We start from the raw sequence: 16,271 nt of genomic DNA on the forward strand, positions 1-16,271 counted from the left end.
ACATGAGTCAGATCAATCCTCAACTGCAAAAGATATTGGACGACTTTGCCCAAAATTCGCTCCCCAACGGCAAAAACTCAAACGAATACCGCAATCTGATTGCCACCGTAACGGCATCACCCGTATTGACCGAACGTCTCAATATCGCAGCGGAAAAGGGCTATTTAGACAAACTGGCGGTCAATAAAAATCCGAATGCTGGCGCCAGCTACAATGCGAGTAAAACCCGGATCTCCATTAATCTGTCGCAGCTGAAAACGAGGCTGCTGTTTCAGACGACGTTTCTTGACAAAAGGTCGTCTGAAAGATCAGCTTCCCAGTTTTGAAAGAACCCCATGAAATACACAATCGCAACCGCATTGACCATCGGGCTGCTGCTTTCAGCCTGCTCCACCGCAAACCCCATACCCGCAAAGGAGGGTAACATGATGAATCAAGACAAACAGCAGATTGCCGGAAGACCGAATCTGACTGCACCTGAAGTGCTGACCAAGGTATTGGATTTCTTACACTACGCCAAATCGCCAGAAGATTTTAGAATTGAAACGGCGGAAAAGGTGATGAAAATGAACTTAGTCCCATATAGCAAAGAAGAAAACTCAGCATGGGATTTTTATGCAGGCAATAATTTTGGAAATACCGGCTGGAGCTGGTGGATTAATTTCGATTTGGATAAAAGTGGGACAATGCGTTTATATTTCGGTGATGGAGGGGGGTATCCCCCTGCTACACCGATTTGCCAGATGGATTTGGATCAGTTCCATCCGCTTCTGGAGCAGGCGGGGTTTACCTATACAGGGAAGGGACGTTTGGGCAAGCCTTTCAACGGCTATGAAAAAAAATATCCAAACGGCTATAAATCACATCTGAAAGTCTTTTATCAGGGGGAAAGTGCACAAAAGGTACTGCATAAATGCATCAATGAAATTACTTTCAATATTTTTAAACCAGGGTCATAAAACATGAATCAGATCAATCCTCAACTGCAAAAGATATTGGACGACTTTGCCCAAAATTCGCTCCCCAACGGCAAAAACTCGGATGCATACCACAATCTGATTGCCGCCGTAACAGCATCACCCATATTAACCGAACGACTCAATACCGCAGCGGAAAAGGGCTATTTGGACAAACTGGCTGTCAATAAAAATCCGCATGCCGGCGCCAGCTACAATGCGAGTAAAACCCGGATTTCCATTAATCTGTCACAGCTAGAAACGCCGGATGAACAAAAATCCCTTATCTTCCAGCTTGGCCATGAAATGCAGCACGGTTTCTTTTACTACGAACAGGGACATAAAGAAACGGAAAACCGGGTACTTGCCGAAATCAACACAATTGCGGAAAGCGATGCCAAGCGCAAAGACTATACCAAACCACTGAAAGATTTGCTGGATGCCGAACGCAACAATGAGGCGTTGGCAATGATTGCGGGCTGGAATGCTGTCGTCAGCTACGAACAGAAACAGCAGGGGAAAACCAATCTCAGCCTGCAAGAGGTTGTCGGTAAAGGATTCGGATACGAGCAGTATTTTTTAGATGAAACTGCACTTGGAAATAAAAAGATTGTCCCTACCCGAGGATTGAAATTCAATCCCGATATGACTGTCTCCGACAGCCAAAAAGAAATCCTTGCCCATACCTATTACGACCAGCCGCCCGAAAAGGCACAACTGGGGCCGCACGGCGAATCGGACTACCGCAACATCTATGCGGCGCACGTCATTGGCTACATCGTGCGCAAGCATTACGCACATGACCCAAAAGCCAAGCTGGTCATCGATATGAAGGGGCTGGGACTGGAAGAGCGTCAGCTCGAGATCAACGGCCTGGACTTGGGTGATGAAGACCGCCGCAGAGTGTATTACGACAAATCCCACCCGAAAACACCGCAATACTTTGATCATACCATCAATGGTGACAATCAATTTGAGTATGTTCCGATTACTAACCCTAAATCTGAAACCGAAGAGCAGAACTATCCTTATTCTCTCAAAAATATGCCAGAGCAGGCGCAAAAACTTCACGCGCAAATTACAGACAAATTTACTGAATTTATAAAAAAACATCATCTGCCTTATTCAGAAGACAGTATCCAGAACGGTATTGCGGCCTTAACTGCTGAAGCCTATGCTAAAAAACTTCCTGAAATTATGGCATTCAACATCACAAAAGATAACTGTCTGGGCGTCATGCATAAGGATAATACTTTTCTCCGAATCGCTAAAGTTGATGTCAATGAAGCAATGAACATTGATTCCAGAGAAAGCTTTAAAGATATACTGAAAACTGAACAAAACTTTCAGTTAGAAGCTGAACAACGTGAAATGGAAAAACAGATGAATCATTCACAAAGTATGGGAATAGTTCGTTAATACTGTCAAAAGTAAAGCCTATAATCTCTAGAAATTTTTAGGCTACTATAAAAATTAAATACTGATCTTCTAAACTATATCAGTCTAAAATGGGCATAATGATACTAAACGAAAAACAACTAAAATCCATCAGCAAATTCCTTAGCTTTATCTTACGTCATCATCCTGAGCAAATCGGCATTACTTTGGATAAAGACGGCTGGGTGGATATTGATACCCTGCTGACACAGGTAAATCATCCCGAGCGCGGCTTTACGGGCAATCCGCTGACCTACGAAGTATTGCTGGAAGTGGTCGAAAACAACGATAAAAAACGGTTTACCCTTTCTGAAGACGGCAAACGCATCCGCGCGGCGCAAGGTCATTCGACGGCACAAGTTCAGGTCGAACACAAAGTGGCAACGCCTCCTCAGATTTTGTATCACGGTACGGCTGAGCACTCTGTTCCGTCTATTTTGGAGCAAGGCCTGCATTCTGCCTCGCGCCATTTTGTCCATCTGTCTGCCGATGCCGAAACAGCCGTCAACGTCGGCTCCCGCCACGGCAAGCCGGTTGTATTGACCATCGACACTGTCGCCATGCTTGCGGCAGGACATCAATTTTATTTGGCGGACAACGGCGTATGGTTAACTGAAAACGTTCCGCCGCAATTTATCGGCAAACTTTAAAACATCAGGCCGTCTGAAGCCGTAAAACCATTTTCAGACAGCCCGCAAACACCCTACACAATTTCTTCATAAAGCGATTATCCATGAACACATCCCCCATCCTCCCTCCTGCTATGCTCGGCATTCTTGGCGGCGGACAATTAGGCAGAATGTTTACTGTTGCTGCCAAAACCATGGGCTACAAAGTAACCGTACTCGATCCCGACCCGAATGCGCCAGCAGCGGAATTTGCCGACCGCCATTTGTGTGCGCCGTTTGATGACCCGGCCGCTTTGGAAGAATTGGCAAAATGCGCGGCTGTTACGACCGAGTTTGAAAACGTCAATGCCGACGCGATGCGTTTTCTCGCCAAACACACCAATGTTTCCCCCAGCGGCGACTGCGTTGCCATCGCGCAAAACCGCATTCAGGAAAAGGCATGGATACGCAAAGCTGGCCTGCAAACCGCACCATATCAAGCAGTTTGCAAGGCCGAAGACATTACTGAAGACAGCGTACAATTTCTGCCCGGCATCCTGAAAACTGCCACTTTGGGCTACGACGGCAAAGGCCAAATCCGCGTAAAAACATTGGATGAACTCAAAGCCGCGTTTGCCGAACACGGCGGTGTGGATTGCGTTTTGGAAAAAATGGTGGACTTGCGCGGCGAAATTTCCGTTATCGTATGCCGTCTGAACAATGACAACGTGCAAACTTTCGACCCTGCCGAAAATATTCACGAAAACGGTATCCTCGCCTACTCCATTGTCCCAGCCCGACTGAGTGCCGACATTCAGCTACAAGCGCGACAAATGGCGCAGCGTTTAGCCGATGAATTGAACTACGTCGGCGTATTGGCAGTAGAAATGTTTGTTGTCGGCGATATGCATGAATTGGTCGTCAACGAAATCGCACCGCGTCCGCACAATTCCGGCCACCATACCATCGACGCCTGCGCGGCAGACCAATTCCAGCAACAGGTCCGCCTGATGTGCAACCTGCCTCCGGCTGACACTAAATTGCTGAGTTCTTGCTGTATGGCGAATATTTTGGGCGACGTTTGGAAGGAAGACGGCGGCGAACCCGAATGGCTGCCGCTGCAAAGCAACCCGAACGCACATCTGCATCTTTACGGTAAAAAAGCCGCGCGCAAAGGCCGAAAAATGGGCCACTTTACCGTCTTGGCCAACGATACGGACAACGCGTTCCAAACCGCACAAACCTTACATCAAAGCCTGTAACCTTACCCACTTTTTTCAGACGGCCTTTGATTGCTAAAGGCCGTCTGAAATCAATTTTTCCGACCATCCGCCATGAGCCTTCTGACCATCCTCCGTCCGGCAACCGAAAAAGACTGCCAAGCCATACACAACGCCCATCTGCATGCCGTTCAATACGCCTGCATCCGCAGTTACGATGAAACCATTATGCACACATGGGAAAGTCTGCTCGACATCAACAGCTATTTGGAAACCATCTCCGATAAAAACAAAGCATTGTGGGTGGTCGAATACAAAGGGCTGATTCAAGGCTTCTTCCAAGTCGATTTCAAAGAAGCGCAACTGGACGCCCTATACGTCCATCCGCTCTTCCACAATCTCGGCTTGGGTACGGCCCTGCTCAGCCGCGCCGAAGAAATGGCACGAAATGCAGGTCTCAGCTTTCTCAAACTGTATGCCTCGCTCAATTCCGTGCCTTTTTATCGCCTCAACCGTTATGAATCGCTCGGCACTGCCGTATTGCAGCTGAACAAAACCATCCGCGTCGAATGCGAATTGATGCGCAAATACCTGTAATTTCCCCTTCCTCTGTTGCTTTTTTGAAAGAAACCGATGTCCCGAATTGCCGCCCTGCCCGACCATCTTGTCAACCAAATCGCCGCCGGCGAAGTGGTCGAACGTCCTGCCAACGCCTTGAAAGAAATCGTTGAAAACAGCATCGATGCAGGCGCGACGACGATTGATGTCGAGCTGGCCGGCGGCGGCATCCGCCTGATTCGCGTCAGCGACAACGGCAGCGGTATCCATACGGACGACATCGAGCTTGCACTACACCGCCATGCCACCAGCAAAATCAAAACCTTAAACGATTTGGAACACGTTGCCAGCATGGGCTTTCGCGGCGAAGGCTTGGCCAGTATCGCCTCCGTCAGCCGCCTGACCCTGACCAGCCGTCAAGAAGACAGCACGCATGCGACCCAAGTCAAAGCCGAAGACGGCAAACTCAGCAGCCCCACCGTCGCCGCCCACCCCGTCGGCACCACCATCGAAGCCGCCGAACTCTTCTTCAATACCCCGGCGCGGCGCAAGTTCCTCAAATCTGAAAACACCGAATACGCCCACTGCGCTACCATGCTCGAACGCCTCGCGCTGGCGCATCCGCACATTGCCTTCTCACTCAAACGCGACGGCAAACAAGTGTTCAAACTTCCTGCACAAAGCCTGCATGAACGTATCGCCGCCATTGTCGGCGATGATTTTCAGACGGCCTCATTGGAAATTGACAGCGGCAATGGCGCATTACGGCTCTATGGCGCGATTGCCAAGCCGACTTTCGCCAAAGGCAAAACTGACAAACAATACTGCTTCGTCAACCATCGTTTTGTCCGCGACAAAGTCATGCTCCATGCCGTCAAGCAGGCATACCGAGACGTATTGCACAACGCGCTGACGCCTGCTTTCGTCCTCTTTCTCGACCTGCCGCCAGAAGCCGTGGATGTCAACGTACACCCAACCAAAACCGAAATCCGCTTCCGCGACAGCCAACAAGTACACCAACTCGTGTTCCACACGCTCAACAAAGCCCTTGCCGACACGCGCGCCGACTTGACCGAAAGCGTCAGCAACGCAGGCGAAGTACTGCATGACATTACCGGCGTTACGCCTGCACCAATGCCGTCTGAAAACGACAGCGAAAATCTGTTTGATAGCGCATCCAACTACCCGACGGGCAACAAATCCGATACACGCACATCAGGCAAAACCGCGCCCATGCCTTACCAAGCAGCGCGTGCGCCGCAACAACGCAGCCTGTCCCTGCGCGAAAGCCGCGCGGCCATGAATACTTACGCCGAGCTTTACAAAAAAACCGACGACATCGACCTTGAGTTGGGCCAATTCGAGCAGGCACGTTTCGGCAATATGCCGTCTGAAATGCCTACTCCCAAAACAGATACGCCACTTTCAGACGGCCTTCCATCACAATCCGAACTGCCGCCGCTCGGTTTTGCCATTGCCCAATTACTTGGCATCTACATCCTTGCCCAAGCAGAAGACAGTCTGTTGCTCATCGATATGCACGCTGCCGCCGAGCGCGTCAACTACGAGAAAATGAAACGCCAACGTCAGGAAAACGGCAACCTGCAAAGCCAGCGTCTGCTTATTCCCGTAACCTTTGCCGCATCCCACGAAGAATGTGCCGCCCTTGCCGATCATGCCGAAACGCTGGCAGGCTTCGGGCTGGAATTGTCCGACATGGGCGGTAATACCCTTGCCGTCCGCGCAGTTCCCGCCATGCTCGGCAAAGCCGACGTCGTTTCACTGGCCAAAGATGTATTGGGCGAACTCACCCAAGTCGGCAGCAGCCAAACCATCGAGGAACACGAAAACCACATCCTCGCCACCATGTCCTGCCACGGCTCCGTCCGCGCCGGCCGCCAACTGACTTTGCCCGAAATGAACGCACTCCTGCGCGATATGGAAAACACACCGCGCAGCAACCAGTGCAACCACGGCCGTCCGACTTGGGTCAAACTGACTTTAAAAGAATTGGATGCGTTGTTTTTACGCGGACAGTAATGCCAATAAAAAGGCCGTCTGAAAATGCTTTCAGACGGCCTTTTAACTTATTTGCCCTTAACGAATATCCATAGGCGCAAACGATTTCACGGTTTCATCGATTGCTTTAACACGGGTCAGGAAGTCTTCCAATTGTGCAAGCGGCAATGCACTTGGGCCATCGCATTTGGCTTGGTCGGGATTAGCATGAGATTCAAGGAACAAACCGGCCAATCGGGTTGCCATACCGGCAAGCGCCAAGTCCAATACTTGGGCGCGACGGCCGCCAGATGCGGCGGCACCGGATTCGCGTGTTTGCAGGGAATGGGTTACGTCAAAAATAACGGGCAGGTTGTTACACGTTTTTTTCATCACGCCAAAGCCCAGCATATCGACCACCAAATTGTCGTAGCCGAAGTTTGCGCCGCGTTCGCACAAAATAATTTGTTCGTTGCCTGCTTCTTGGAATTTCTCCACAATGTTTTTCATTTGAGACGGACTGAGAAATTGCGGCTTTTTGATGTTGATGACATTGCCGGTTTTCGCCATTGCCACCACCAAATCGGTTTGGCGTGCCAAGAAGGCAGGCAGCTGAATAACATCGCAGACTTCGGCAATCGGTTGGCATTGGTAAGGCTCGTGAACGTCGGTAATCACGGGAACGTTAAACTCGCGCTTCACCGCTTGAAAAATCTTCATGCCTTCGTCCAAACCCACACCGCGGAAAGAGTGGATGGAAGAGCGGTTTGCCTTGTCGAAAGAGGCTTTGAACACATAAGGGATGCCGAGCTTATCGGTTACTTTAACGTATTGCTCACAGGCTTTCAGCGTAGAGTCAAGGTCTTCAAGGACATTGATGCCGCCGAAAAGGGTAAAGGGCGCATCGTTGCTGACGGTGATGTTGTTGATTTGGATATTCACGGCAAAGCCTTTCAGATAAGTTGAATTTGGGAAACAGGCCGTCTGAAACGTTTCAGACGGCCTTTGTTTGAATATTACAACACGGTGTGCGGCGGCTCATAAGAAATCACGTCGCGGATTTTATTGTTCTCATCGACGAGGACGACTTTCGGCTCATGCGCTGCAATTTCGGGTTCGGACAACATAACGTAAGACATGATAATCACGATGTCGCCTTTTTGAACCAAACGCGCAGCCGCGCCATTCAAGCAAACGACGCCGCTGCCGCGTTCGCCGGGGATGGTGTAGGTTTCAAGACGTTCGCCGTTGTTATTGTTGACGATAGCGACTTTTTCGTTCACGCAAATACCTGCCGCATCCAGCAGGTCTTGGTCAACGGTAATGCTGCCGACGTAGTTGAGGTCGGCTTCGGTAACGGTGGCACGGTGGATTTTGCCGCCGAGCATGGTACGAAACATGGGTTTCCTTTTTGATTGTGGGTTGATTTGCGGTTTTAACTTCAGTGAAGCTAAAACCGCTGTTTGTGTGATTGAGGATTAGTTATTGGGAAAGTCTGATTCATCAAACTCGGGTTCCGGGTCGCTTTGAAGGACTTTTCCGTTTAATTTCAACTCGCTGTTTTGCAGAGTCAGATGGGTTTTGACATTATCGTCTTCTAAGGACAAATATTTTTCGCTTGCCATGCTTTTAATGGTGCTGTCTACCATCAGGCGCAAGGTCTCGTTGATATCGTCGATGCTGGCACGGCCTGCGGCTTCATCTTCGGCATTGACGCTAAACAGGCTGCTTGCTTGGTTAACGGCGAGTTGTTCCAACAATTTTTGCGGTACGCTCATGTTGAAGTCGGCTTCGGTTTTTTTCAGCATATCGCCCAGGCTGTTGAGGTCTTTGGCCGTCAAACCTTTAAAGGCAAGCTTGCCGCTGACATCGACATCACCATTAGGCATGGTAAATTTGAAAGTTTTGACGTTTAAAACCGGATTGTTGGTAAACAGGCCCGAAGCCTCGTTTTTGGCCGTCTGAATCAAGGAAGCCTGAATTTCTTCTTCGCTCATTTTCTTCACGGACACTTCGGCAATTTTGTTTTTCAATGCCAAAAGTGATGCGGCGTCCAAATGCTCGGCAGCGACATTAATATCCAGAGGGCCGTATTTATCTTCGCCATAAGTCAGGCTTTCAAATTGGAAGCGGCCTTCGCTGTTGATGAATTTATCGACTTCGCCGGTCTGGGTATCGAAACGCAGTTTGCTGACTTCGATTTTAGACGGAGCAATCGTGCCGGTCGGATTGATAAATGCACCGATTTGCAGGTTGGTCACAAGGTTGACCAACTCATTCAACTTAACGTTGTAATCAATGTTTTCTTTCCATTGCAGCAGGAATTTATCCAGCGTAATGCTGCTCTTACCCAAAGCAAGTTTGGTCAGGCCGTCTTCCGTTTCGGATTGGAAGCGCAGGTTTTCCAAAGACACATCGCCTTTGTCGGCCAATTTGACTTGCAAAGACGGCGCAAGGTAATCGTGGCGATAGCTTTTGAAGCCTTGGCTGTAATCGGTATTGCCGCTAAAGCCTTTCCAGTTGAGCTTGATACCGGAAAGCTCTTCATAATCGAAGGCGGGAATATTGAGGCTGAGTTTGCCGTCGCCGGAAAGGTAAACCGTATTGGTCATGGTCAACGGCGTTTGCTGGCCGAAGAAGCGGTCTAAAACTTTTTTGGTTTCCGGATGGTATTGGAACTCGGTTTCCACGTGGGCACGCGTACCGAAGCCGCCGGCAAACGGGCCGTGTGTCACATGGTTAATGACCGTAATCGGCTCTTGCAGGACGGTTTTCAAATTGTCCGGCAGGTATTTTTGCGTATTTTGAAGCAGGGTCGGCTTGAGGCGGATGACGGTCGTCTCGGTTGAACTGAACCAGCCGCGATCGTATTGGTGGGACTCAACGGTCAGGAAACCGGATTCCTGCAACAGCTTTTGTTGCTCGGTCAGGCTTTCTTCCGCTTTGACACCAAGATAATAAGGCGTGCCGAGCGCAGCGGCGACAACAACGGCGGCAGTCGGGATAAGATACTTTTTCATCACTTCAAACAGATTAGGTTCAAAGCGTAAAGCATAGCATTTTTTAGCTGTTTTGTCTTATCCGCCGTTTCAGACGGCCTTTAGGTAAAGATTGTGATATTATGCAAACATAAACGATTTTTACAATTTTGGCAGACCTTACCCTGTCTGCCAAAATGTCATTAAAGGTTTGCAAATGCTTTTATTCATTGATAACTACGACAGCTTCACCTACAACATCGTCCAATACTTTGCCGAATTGGGGCAGGAAGTTTTGGTACGTTGCAACGATGAAATCACCATCGAAGAAATCGAAGCCCTAAAGCCGCAATATCTGGTCATCGGCCCCGGCCCTTGTTCCCCTAAAGAGGCAGGCATTTCTGTTGCAGCTATGCAGCACTTTGCCGGCAGGCTGCCCGTCATGGGCGTGTGCCTCGGCCATCAAACTATAGGCGAAGCGTTCGGCGGCAATGTCGTGTGCGCGCAAACGATGATGCACGGCAAAGTCTCCCCCGTTTTCCATCACGGCACAGGCATGTTTAAAGGCCTGCCCAATCCGGTCAACTGCACGCGCTACCACAGCCTGGCCATCGACCGCTCCACCCTGCCCGACTGCCTCGAAATTACCGCTTGGACGGAAGACGGCGAAATCATGGGCGTACGCCACAAAGAATATGCCGTCGAAGGCGTACAGTTTCACCCCGAAGCCCTGCTGACCGAACACGGCCACGATATGCTGAAAAACTTCTTGGAAGAATTCAAAGACTATCGCCCGCAAAAATCTTAATGAAAAGCCGTCTGAAAGGAGTTTGACAATGTTCAAACCGCATTTTCAGACGGCCTGAATCACATCGGACACGAACAAAGGAAAAATCATGATTACCCCTCAACAAGCGATTGAACGCCTCATCAGCAACAACGAACTTTTCTACGATGAAATGACCGACCTCATGCGCCAAATCATGAGTGGCCAAGTTCCGCCCGAGCAAATCGCCGCCATCCTGACCGGCCTGCGGATTAAAGTTGAAACCGTTTCCGAGATTACCGCTGCAGCCAGCGTAATGCGCGAATTTGCCACCAAAGTGCCACTGGAAAACGCCGATGACTTGGTCGATATTGTCGGCACGGGCGGCGACGGTGCCAAAACCTTCAATATTTCGACGACTTCCATGTTTGTCGCGGCAGCAGCAGGCGCGAAAGTCGCCAAACACGGCGGCCGCTCCGTTTCTTCATCCAGCGGCGCTGCCGATGTCATGGAACAAATGGGCGCCAACCTCAATCTCAACCCCGAACAGGTTGCCCAAAGCATTCAGCAAACCGGCATCGGCTTTATGTTCGCACCCAACCACCACAGCGCCATGCGCTATGTTGCCCCTGTCCGCCGTTCGCTCGGTTTCCGCAGCATCTTCAATATCTTGGGCCCACTGACCAATCCTGCCGGCGCGGCAAACCAACTCTTGGGCGTGTTCCACATCGACTTGTGCGGCATTCTTTCCCGCGTATTGCAACAGCTTGGTTCCAAACATGTTTTGGTTGTGTGCGGCGAAGGTGGTTTGGATGAAATCACGCTGACCGGCAAAACCCGCGTTGCCGAACTGAAAGACGGAAAAATTACCGAATACGACATCAGCCCAGCCGATTTTGGCATGGAAATCCGCCGCAATTTAGACGAAATCAAAGTCGAAAATGCGCAAGAATCCCTGCAAAAAATGAACGAAGTGCTGGACGGCAAAGCCGGTGCCGCACGCGATATCGTCGTCCTCAATGCCGCCGCCGCGCTCTATGCAGGAAACGTGGTCGCTTCGCTGGCAGACGGTGTCAAAGCCGCTCAAGAAGCCATCGACTCCGGCAAGGCCAAAGCCAAAAAAGACGAATTTATCGAATTTGGCAAACAGTTTGCCTAAGCTTTAAAACCATAAACAAAGGCCGTCTGAAAAATCTTTCAGACGGCCTTTTATTCTTTAAATATTAAAATTTGCTTTTAATATCATTAATCAAGCCTTCAGCTTTTTCTTTGGCTTCTTCAGCCAAGTGTGCTACTTTCTCTTTGGCTTCATCGGCTAAAGCAGTTGCTTTTTCTTTAGCTTCTTCAAACAATTGCGAACCTTTTGCTTTACCTTCTTCTAAAGCGTCACTGGCTTTGCTTTCAATATCTGATGCTGCTTCTTTTACTTTGCCAACGCCTTGTTGAACCAAGCCTTCAGCTTCAAGTTTAGCATTGCTGGATACATCGCCAGCCACTTCTTTTACTTTACCGCTGATTTTATCTAATTCGCCGCTCATGGTTATACTCCTGGATTAATGTTGATAGGATGAGTGCTACATTATCTTATATCGGGGGCTTCGTTTCAACTTTAAAGGCCGTCTGAAAGCCAAAACATGATAAAACGAGTTAAATCAGGTCAATCCATCTGTTTCAATATCGCTTCGGCTACTGCCTCGCCTATCATCTTACTGCCAAACTCGTTGAAATGAAGCCCGTCACACAGCATCACATCAGTCAAATCCTGCTTAAACATCAGGCTGTATAAATCATTGACAGCAAAGCCATATTGCCTTGCCAAATCCTCCGCCACACGGTTATAGGCCTTCAAATCAGCCAGATAGCGGCGCGAGGGTTTGACGATATTGTGTACGCTTTCCAAAAAGGGCGTACTGCTCGCCCAAATAATTTTTGCCCCTGCCTGTTTCAGATAATCGAAAATTTGGATCAGGTTGTTGCGGTAGGTTTCTATATCGGCCCCCGGCCCGTTACAGCCTTGATTGTGGCGGATATCGTGCAAACCGCAGTTGATGTGGATAATGTCTCCCACAGTCGCGCCCTCTGTCCATTGCCCGATATGCTCTAACACATCATGCGACGAACGGCAGTTTTCCGATGGAGAAACAATATCCACCTCAGGCAAAGCGGCGCGCGTGTAAGGCTCAGATGCAAGCCGAACGGAATCGCCGATTAAGTAAACAGTCATTTTTGTTCTCCTCCCTTTATTTGAACCAACAGTAAGGCCGTCTGAAATATCACTTATATTATTATAAGAGTGCTATTTCAGACGGCCTTAACTTCAGTCAAGTTCTATCGTTAAATCATCAATTAACGCTGACTGTTTTTATAAAAATCAATTAATTGCTTGGCCTGCAACATGGGCAGCCCAAAACGGTCGCTTACGACTTTCAAATCCTTCCATTCCTGATCGGTCAGATTTTGCCCAACCCATTTGAGGTTTTCCGGATTACTTTTGATTTTCTCAAAATACGCCTGCTTGCGTTTCCAGTTGCGCGACCACACCAGCAACATGGTAAAAATACATAAAACAATCAATACAATATTGGTAAACAACATCATGTCCATACGACATCTCCCAGTGGATCACTCAATCAGAAAATATAGATTGAAAGCCGTCTGAAAACCGATTTCAGACGGCCTTAACGTCATACTCAACGTTGCATTTCCATCATTAACGCCTGACAAGCAGCTTCGTTTTCCAAAGCACAAGATTCGCTCAGTTGGTTTAAACGGCTGTCGCGGTCTGGTGTATTGCCTTGCGCCATCTCTGCTTTAGTTTCTTCAAAATTGGTACAGGCATTTTCATAACCGCCTTTACAGGCTCGCTCGTAGAGCTTGACCGCGGCGGCATAATCCATGCCTAAACCGCTGGACGGATTGAGATACAGATTACCCAAAACATTGCAGCCGCGCATATTGCCGCCATCGCAGGCTTTTTTCAGAAACGGATACGCATGAGCAGGCGCTTCAAGATAATCGCGCATCCAAATGGCCGCAGTGACGCAACTCTCCAGATTGTTTCGATTACATTCTCGTATCAGCTTATCGTGCTGCTTCTCGCTGTAATCCTCAGCCTGCACGCTAAACCCAGTAACAACCAATGCCAAGCCAAACAATAAACGAAGTGTTTTCATATGATTATTCCTTCAAAAATACTTAAATGACAGGCCGTCTGAAAAAACAGTCTTCAGACGGCCTTTATATTATCACTCAATATTCACCCGTTTCAGGCGTAAGGCATTGCTCAACACGGAAACCGAGCTTGCCGCCATTGCCGCGCCTGCGATAACAGGGTTTAGAAAGCCAAGCGCGGCGAGCGGAATGCCCAAAATATTGTAGAAGAAGGCGAAAAACAGGTTTTGCTTGATGTTTTTCAGAGTTGCCTGCGACACCAGCAGGGCATCGGCGAGCTGGTTGACCGAATGCTGCATCAGTGTGGCGGATGCGGTGTGTTCAGCAACGTCCGCACCGCCTTTCATGGCGAAGCTGACGTTGGCGGCGGCGAGCGCAGGTGCGTCGTTGATGCCGTCGCCGACCATCGCCACGGTTTTGCCGGCAGCTTTGAGTTTCTGCACTTCGGCAGCTTTATCGCGCGGACTCATATTACCAAAGGCGTGTGCGATACCCAGTTGTTTGGCTACGTATTCGACCGTACCTTGGTTGTCGCCGCTCATAATGTAAACATCAATATTATGTTTTTTCAGACGGCCTATGGCTTCGGCGGTATCAGATTTCAATGCGTCGGCAAGTGCGAATGCGCCGATAGGTTTGTTGTCAACTGAGACTGCAACAATGCTTGCAATGTCCCAAACGCCGTCTGAAAACTTCGGCAAGGTCAGTTCGGCAAATTCGGCTTTGCCTGCTTTCACCAAACCTACGCCTTCCACTTCGGCGGCAATGCCTGCGCCGACAACGGTTTGCGCGTTTTGTGCGACAGGAATCTCCAAGCCACGCGCTTGGGCGGCGGAGACGATGGCGCGGGCGAGCGGGTGGGCGGCGTTTTGTTCGACGGCGGCGGCGATGCGGTACAAAGCGTCTTCGTCAAAGCCGCTGTCGGGAACGCAATAAACGGCGGCAACCTGCGGCCTGCCTTCGGTCAGCGTGCCGGTTTTGTCCAGCACGACGGCATCGACGTGGGCGGCTTCTTCCATTGCCGCTGCGTCTTTAAACCAAATGCCGTGTTTCACTGCTTTGCCCATGCCAACCATAATCGCGGCAGGGGTCGCCAGACCGAGCGCGCACGGACAAGCAATCACCAAAACGGCAACGGCGTGCATCAGCGCAATCGTCCAATCGCCCTTAACCAGCCAAGTGGCGATAAAAGTCAAAAGCGCGATGCCCACGACAGCAGGCACAAACACCGCCGCCGCTTTATCGGCTACGCGCGCAATCGGTGCTTTACTGCCTTGTGCTTCAGAGAGCGCATTCATCATGTCGCCGAGCAGGGTTTGGCTGCCGAGCTGCGTGGCGCGGTACACCACGCTGCCTTCGGTCATCAGCGCGCCTGCCAACACTTTGCCGCCTGCCTTTTTCTCTTCGGGATTGGATTCGCCGGTAAGGTGGCTCTCGTCCGCCCAACCGCTGCCGCTTTCAATAATGCCGTCGGCGGCAATGCGTTCGCCGTGATTGGCGCGGATAAGGTCGCCGATTTGCACTTGGTCGATGGGAAGCTGTTGCCATTCGCCGTTGCGTTGTACATTGACTTGGGTCGGCGTGAGTTTGAGCAGCAAGCCCAAGCTGTTCAAGCTGGATTTTTTGGTGCGGTGTTCCAAAAATTTGCCCAGCGACACAAAACCAATCACCATCACGCCTGCTTCAAAATACACATGCGCCATGCCGTGCGCCGCATGCGGACTGAAAAACAGCATATAGACAGAATACAGATAAATCGACACTGTACCGATGGTAACCAGCACATCCATATTCGCCAGTCCGCCTTTAATGCTCGCCCACGCGCTTTTGTAAAACGGGATGGCCAGCCAAAGTTGCACTATGCTTGCCAGCACAAATTGCCACATCGGCGGAATCATCCAATCGTGCCACCCGATCATCATGCCTGCCATGCCGATAAGGAACGGAATATTAATGGCCAGCAAAAGCCACAGCCGCCAGCTTACATGCGCGGTTTCTTCGGGCTGCGGCAGCGCGTCTTCCGTTTTTTCCTTCGCGCCGTAGCCGGTTTTCTCAATGATTTTGGCAATGTCGGCAGCGGAAGTTTTGCTGTCGTCAAACGTAACCTGCGCCTCCTCGCTGGCGAAGTTCACCCCTGCCGATTCGACAAAATCTTTTTTGTTCAACACTTTTTCAATACGCGAAGCGCAGGCCTGACAGGTCATGCCTTCGATTTGGAAACGGACTTTTTGTTGCATGGTTTCTTCCTTCTGAATGTGGTTGGGCTACCTGAAAAAAGCGGAGCAGGGTTTTCAGGTAGCCTTTGGGGTGTTGCAGTCGATTTGTTGCGATTCGATTTACAAAGCCGCATCAAAGCCGCCGTCTTCCACCGCTTCTATCAGCGCGGCGGGGTTGGTTTGGGCGGGGTCGAATTCCACGACGGCGTTCTTGTTTTCCAGGCTCACTTCGGCCTTGTCCACGCCGTTTACGCCTTCGAGGATGCTGGTAACGCTTTTCACGCAACCGCCGCAGGTCATGCCTTCGATGTTTAATGTGATGGTTTGCATAGGGTTTCCTTTCTGTTGGAATGAGGCTGAGGT

18 protein-coding genes are annotated in these 16,271 nt (G+C 50.0%); 9 read left to right on the forward strand and 9 right to left on the reverse strand.

Annotation, left to right across the window (positions count from 1 at the left end; genetic code table 11):
- The first annotated feature begins 2 nt into the window (after window positions 1–2).
- From ACTHSP_RS04355 to mutL, 7 genes are all read left to right on the forward strand, one after another.
- Window positions 3–326 (forward strand): hypothetical protein, encoded by a 324-nt coding sequence (locus ACTHSP_RS04355; protein ID WP_440345696.1) that lies wholly within the window; start codon window positions 3–5, stop codon window positions 324–326.
- A gap of 9 nt (window positions 327–335) precedes the next feature.
- On the forward strand, window positions 336–959 hold the full coding sequence (locus ACTHSP_RS04360; RefSeq protein ID WP_440345697.1) for a hypothetical protein: 624 nt from the start codon (window positions 336–338) through the stop codon (window positions 957–959).
- 3 nt (window positions 960–962) lie between these two features.
- Window positions 963–2,375, forward strand: coding sequence for a hypothetical protein (locus ACTHSP_RS04365; protein WP_440345698.1), 1,413 nt, complete (start codon window positions 963–965; stop codon window positions 2,373–2,375).
- Between the two features lie 98 nt (window positions 2,376–2,473).
- A complete protein-coding gene (locus ACTHSP_RS04370) occupies window positions 2,474–3,043 on the forward strand; it encodes an RNA 2'-phosphotransferase (protein WP_440345700.1) in 570 nt (189 codons plus the stop codon).
- A gap of 83 nt (window positions 3,044–3,126) precedes the next feature.
- Entirely contained in the window at window positions 3,127–4,263 is a 1,137-nt protein-coding gene (locus tag ACTHSP_RS04375) for a 5-(carboxyamino)imidazole ribonucleotide synthase (protein ID WP_440345701.1), read from the forward strand.
- A 72-nt stretch (window positions 4,264–4,335) separates the two neighbouring features.
- Window positions 4,336–4,818 carry a GNAT family N-acetyltransferase gene (locus tag ACTHSP_RS04380; protein WP_440345702.1) on the forward strand — a complete coding sequence of 161 codons (483 nt, stop codon included), beginning with the start codon at window positions 4,336–4,338 and terminating at the stop codon, window positions 4,816–4,818.
- A gap of 36 nt (window positions 4,819–4,854) precedes the next feature.
- Complete coding sequence (mutL, locus tag ACTHSP_RS04385; protein WP_440345703.1) at window positions 4,855–6,819, forward strand: DNA mismatch repair endonuclease MutL; 1,965 nt, start codon at window positions 4,855–4,857, stop codon at window positions 6,817–6,819.
- Between the two features lie 57 nt (window positions 6,820–6,876).
- Here the strand turns inward: mutL and kdsA are convergent, their stop codons facing one another.
- The 3 genes from kdsA to ACTHSP_RS04400 form a co-directional block, all read right to left on the reverse strand.
- Complete coding sequence (kdsA, locus tag ACTHSP_RS04390; protein ID WP_440345704.1) at window positions 6,877–7,719, reverse strand: 3-deoxy-8-phosphooctulonate synthase; 843 nt, start codon at window positions 7,717–7,719, stop codon at window positions 6,877–6,879.
- Window positions 7,720–7,793: 74 nt separating this feature from the next.
- Window positions 7,794–8,177 (reverse strand): aspartate 1-decarboxylase, encoded by a 384-nt coding sequence (panD, locus tag ACTHSP_RS04395; protein ID WP_003678944.1) that lies wholly within the window; start codon window positions 8,175–8,177, stop codon window positions 7,794–7,796.
- Window positions 8,178–8,255: 78 nt separating this feature from the next.
- Window positions 8,256–9,797 carry a YdgA family protein gene (locus tag ACTHSP_RS04400; RefSeq protein ID WP_440345705.1) on the reverse strand — a complete coding sequence of 514 codons (1,542 nt, stop codon included), beginning with the start codon at window positions 9,795–9,797 and terminating at the stop codon, window positions 8,256–8,258.
- Window positions 9,798–9,972: 175 nt separating this feature from the next.
- Between ACTHSP_RS04400 and ACTHSP_RS04405 the strand changes: the two genes are divergently transcribed.
- The gene (locus ACTHSP_RS04405; protein ID WP_440345706.1) at window positions 9,973–10,563 is read left to right on the forward strand and encodes an aminodeoxychorismate/anthranilate synthase component II; all 591 of its coding nucleotides are present in this window, start codon (window positions 9,973–9,975) and stop codon (window positions 10,561–10,563) included.
- A gap of 88 nt (window positions 10,564–10,651) precedes the next feature.
- Window positions 10,652–11,680: an anthranilate phosphoribosyltransferase gene (gene trpD / locus ACTHSP_RS04410; RefSeq protein ID WP_049322694.1), complete on the forward strand. Its 1,029-nt coding sequence runs from the start codon at window positions 10,652–10,654 to the stop codon at window positions 11,678–11,680.
- Between the two features lie 64 nt (window positions 11,681–11,744).
- Here trpD and ACTHSP_RS04415 read toward each other — a convergent pair whose 3' ends face one another.
- The 6 genes from ACTHSP_RS04415 to ACTHSP_RS04440 all read right to left on the reverse strand — a co-directional run bounded on the left by ACTHSP_RS04415 (window position 11,745) and on the right by ACTHSP_RS04440 (window position 16,238).
- Entirely contained in the window at window positions 11,745–12,059 is a 315-nt protein-coding gene (locus ACTHSP_RS04415) for a CsbD family protein (RefSeq protein WP_063068178.1), read from the reverse strand.
- Window positions 12,060–12,178: 119 nt separating this feature from the next.
- Window positions 12,179–12,745, reverse strand: a complete 567-nt coding sequence (locus tag ACTHSP_RS04420) for an SGNH/GDSL hydrolase family protein (RefSeq protein ID WP_440345707.1) — start codon at window positions 12,743–12,745, stop codon at window positions 12,179–12,181.
- A gap of 122 nt (window positions 12,746–12,867) precedes the next feature.
- Complete coding sequence (locus ACTHSP_RS04425; RefSeq protein WP_440345708.1) at window positions 12,868–13,125, reverse strand: hypothetical protein; 258 nt, start codon at window positions 13,123–13,125, stop codon at window positions 12,868–12,870.
- An 86-nt stretch (window positions 13,126–13,211) separates the two neighbouring features.
- A complete protein-coding gene (locus tag ACTHSP_RS04430) occupies window positions 13,212–13,694 on the reverse strand; it encodes a sel1 repeat family protein (RefSeq protein WP_440345709.1) in 483 nt (160 codons plus the stop codon).
- A gap of 72 nt (window positions 13,695–13,766) precedes the next feature.
- Entirely contained in the window at window positions 13,767–15,929 is a 2,163-nt protein-coding gene (locus tag ACTHSP_RS04435) for a heavy metal translocating P-type ATPase (RefSeq protein WP_440345710.1), read from the reverse strand.
- A gap of 99 nt (window positions 15,930–16,028) precedes the next feature.
- The gene (locus ACTHSP_RS04440) at window positions 16,029–16,238 is read right to left on the reverse strand and encodes a heavy-metal-associated domain-containing protein (protein WP_003674677.1); all 210 of its coding nucleotides are present in this window, start codon (window positions 16,236–16,238) and stop codon (window positions 16,029–16,031) included.
- Window positions 16,239–16,271 lie beyond the last annotated feature (33 nt).

The organism is Neisseria sp. P0001.S005, from assembly GCF_051963715.1.

What these genes read in the sequence shown, in the direction of transcription:
- ACTHSP_RS04360 (WP_440345697.1), top strand. Translation starts at nt 336, where the DNA reads ATGAAATACACAATCGCAACCGCATTGACCATCGGGCTGCTGCTTTCA.
- ACTHSP_RS04435 (WP_440345710.1), bottom strand. Translation starts at nt 15,929, where the DNA reads ATGCAACAAAAAGTCCGTTTCCAAATCGAAGGCATGACCTGTCAGGCC.
- ACTHSP_RS04375 (WP_440345701.1), top strand. Translation starts at nt 3,127, where the DNA reads ATGAACACATCCCCCATCCTCCCTCCTGCTATGCTCGGCATTCTTGGC.
- ACTHSP_RS04380 (WP_440345702.1), top strand. Translation starts at nt 4,336, where the DNA reads ATGAGCCTTCTGACCATCCTCCGTCCGGCAACCGAAAAAGACTGCCAA.
- ACTHSP_RS04420 (WP_440345707.1), bottom strand. Translation starts at nt 12,745, where the DNA reads ATGACTGTTTACTTAATCGGCGATTCCGTTCGGCTTGCATCTGAGCCT.
- ACTHSP_RS04415 (WP_063068178.1), bottom strand. Translation starts at nt 12,059, where the DNA reads ATGAGCGGCGAATTAGATAAAATCAGCGGTAAAGTAAAAGAAGTGGCT.
- ACTHSP_RS04430 (WP_440345709.1), bottom strand. Translation starts at nt 13,694, where the DNA reads ATGAAAACACTTCGTTTATTGTTTGGCTTGGCATTGGTTGTTACTGGG.
- ACTHSP_RS04440 (WP_003674677.1), bottom strand. Translation starts at nt 16,238, where the DNA reads ATGCAAACCATCACATTAAACATCGAAGGCATGACCTGCGGCGGTTGC.
- trpD (WP_049322694.1), top strand. Translation starts at nt 10,652, where the DNA reads ATGATTACCCCTCAACAAGCGATTGAACGCCTCATCAGCAACAACGAA.
- ACTHSP_RS04370 (WP_440345700.1), top strand. Translation starts at nt 2,474, where the DNA reads ATGATACTAAACGAAAAACAACTAAAATCCATCAGCAAATTCCTTAGC.
- ACTHSP_RS04425 (WP_440345708.1), bottom strand. Translation starts at nt 13,125, where the DNA reads ATGGACATGATGTTGTTTACCAATATTGTATTGATTGTTTTATGTATT.
- ACTHSP_RS04355 (WP_440345696.1), top strand. Translation starts at nt 3, where the DNA reads ATGAGTCAGATCAATCCTCAACTGCAAAAGATATTGGACGACTTTGCC.
- ACTHSP_RS04405 (WP_440345706.1), top strand. Translation starts at nt 9,973, where the DNA reads ATGCTTTTATTCATTGATAACTACGACAGCTTCACCTACAACATCGTC.
- panD (WP_003678944.1), bottom strand. Translation starts at nt 8,177, where the DNA reads ATGTTTCGTACCATGCTCGGCGGCAAAATCCACCGTGCCACCGTTACC.
- ACTHSP_RS04365 (WP_440345698.1), top strand. Translation starts at nt 963, where the DNA reads ATGAATCAGATCAATCCTCAACTGCAAAAGATATTGGACGACTTTGCC.
- mutL (WP_440345703.1), top strand. Translation starts at nt 4,855, where the DNA reads ATGTCCCGAATTGCCGCCCTGCCCGACCATCTTGTCAACCAAATCGCC.
- ACTHSP_RS04400 (WP_440345705.1), bottom strand. Translation starts at nt 9,797, where the DNA reads ATGAAAAAGTATCTTATCCCGACTGCCGCCGTTGTTGTCGCCGCTGCG.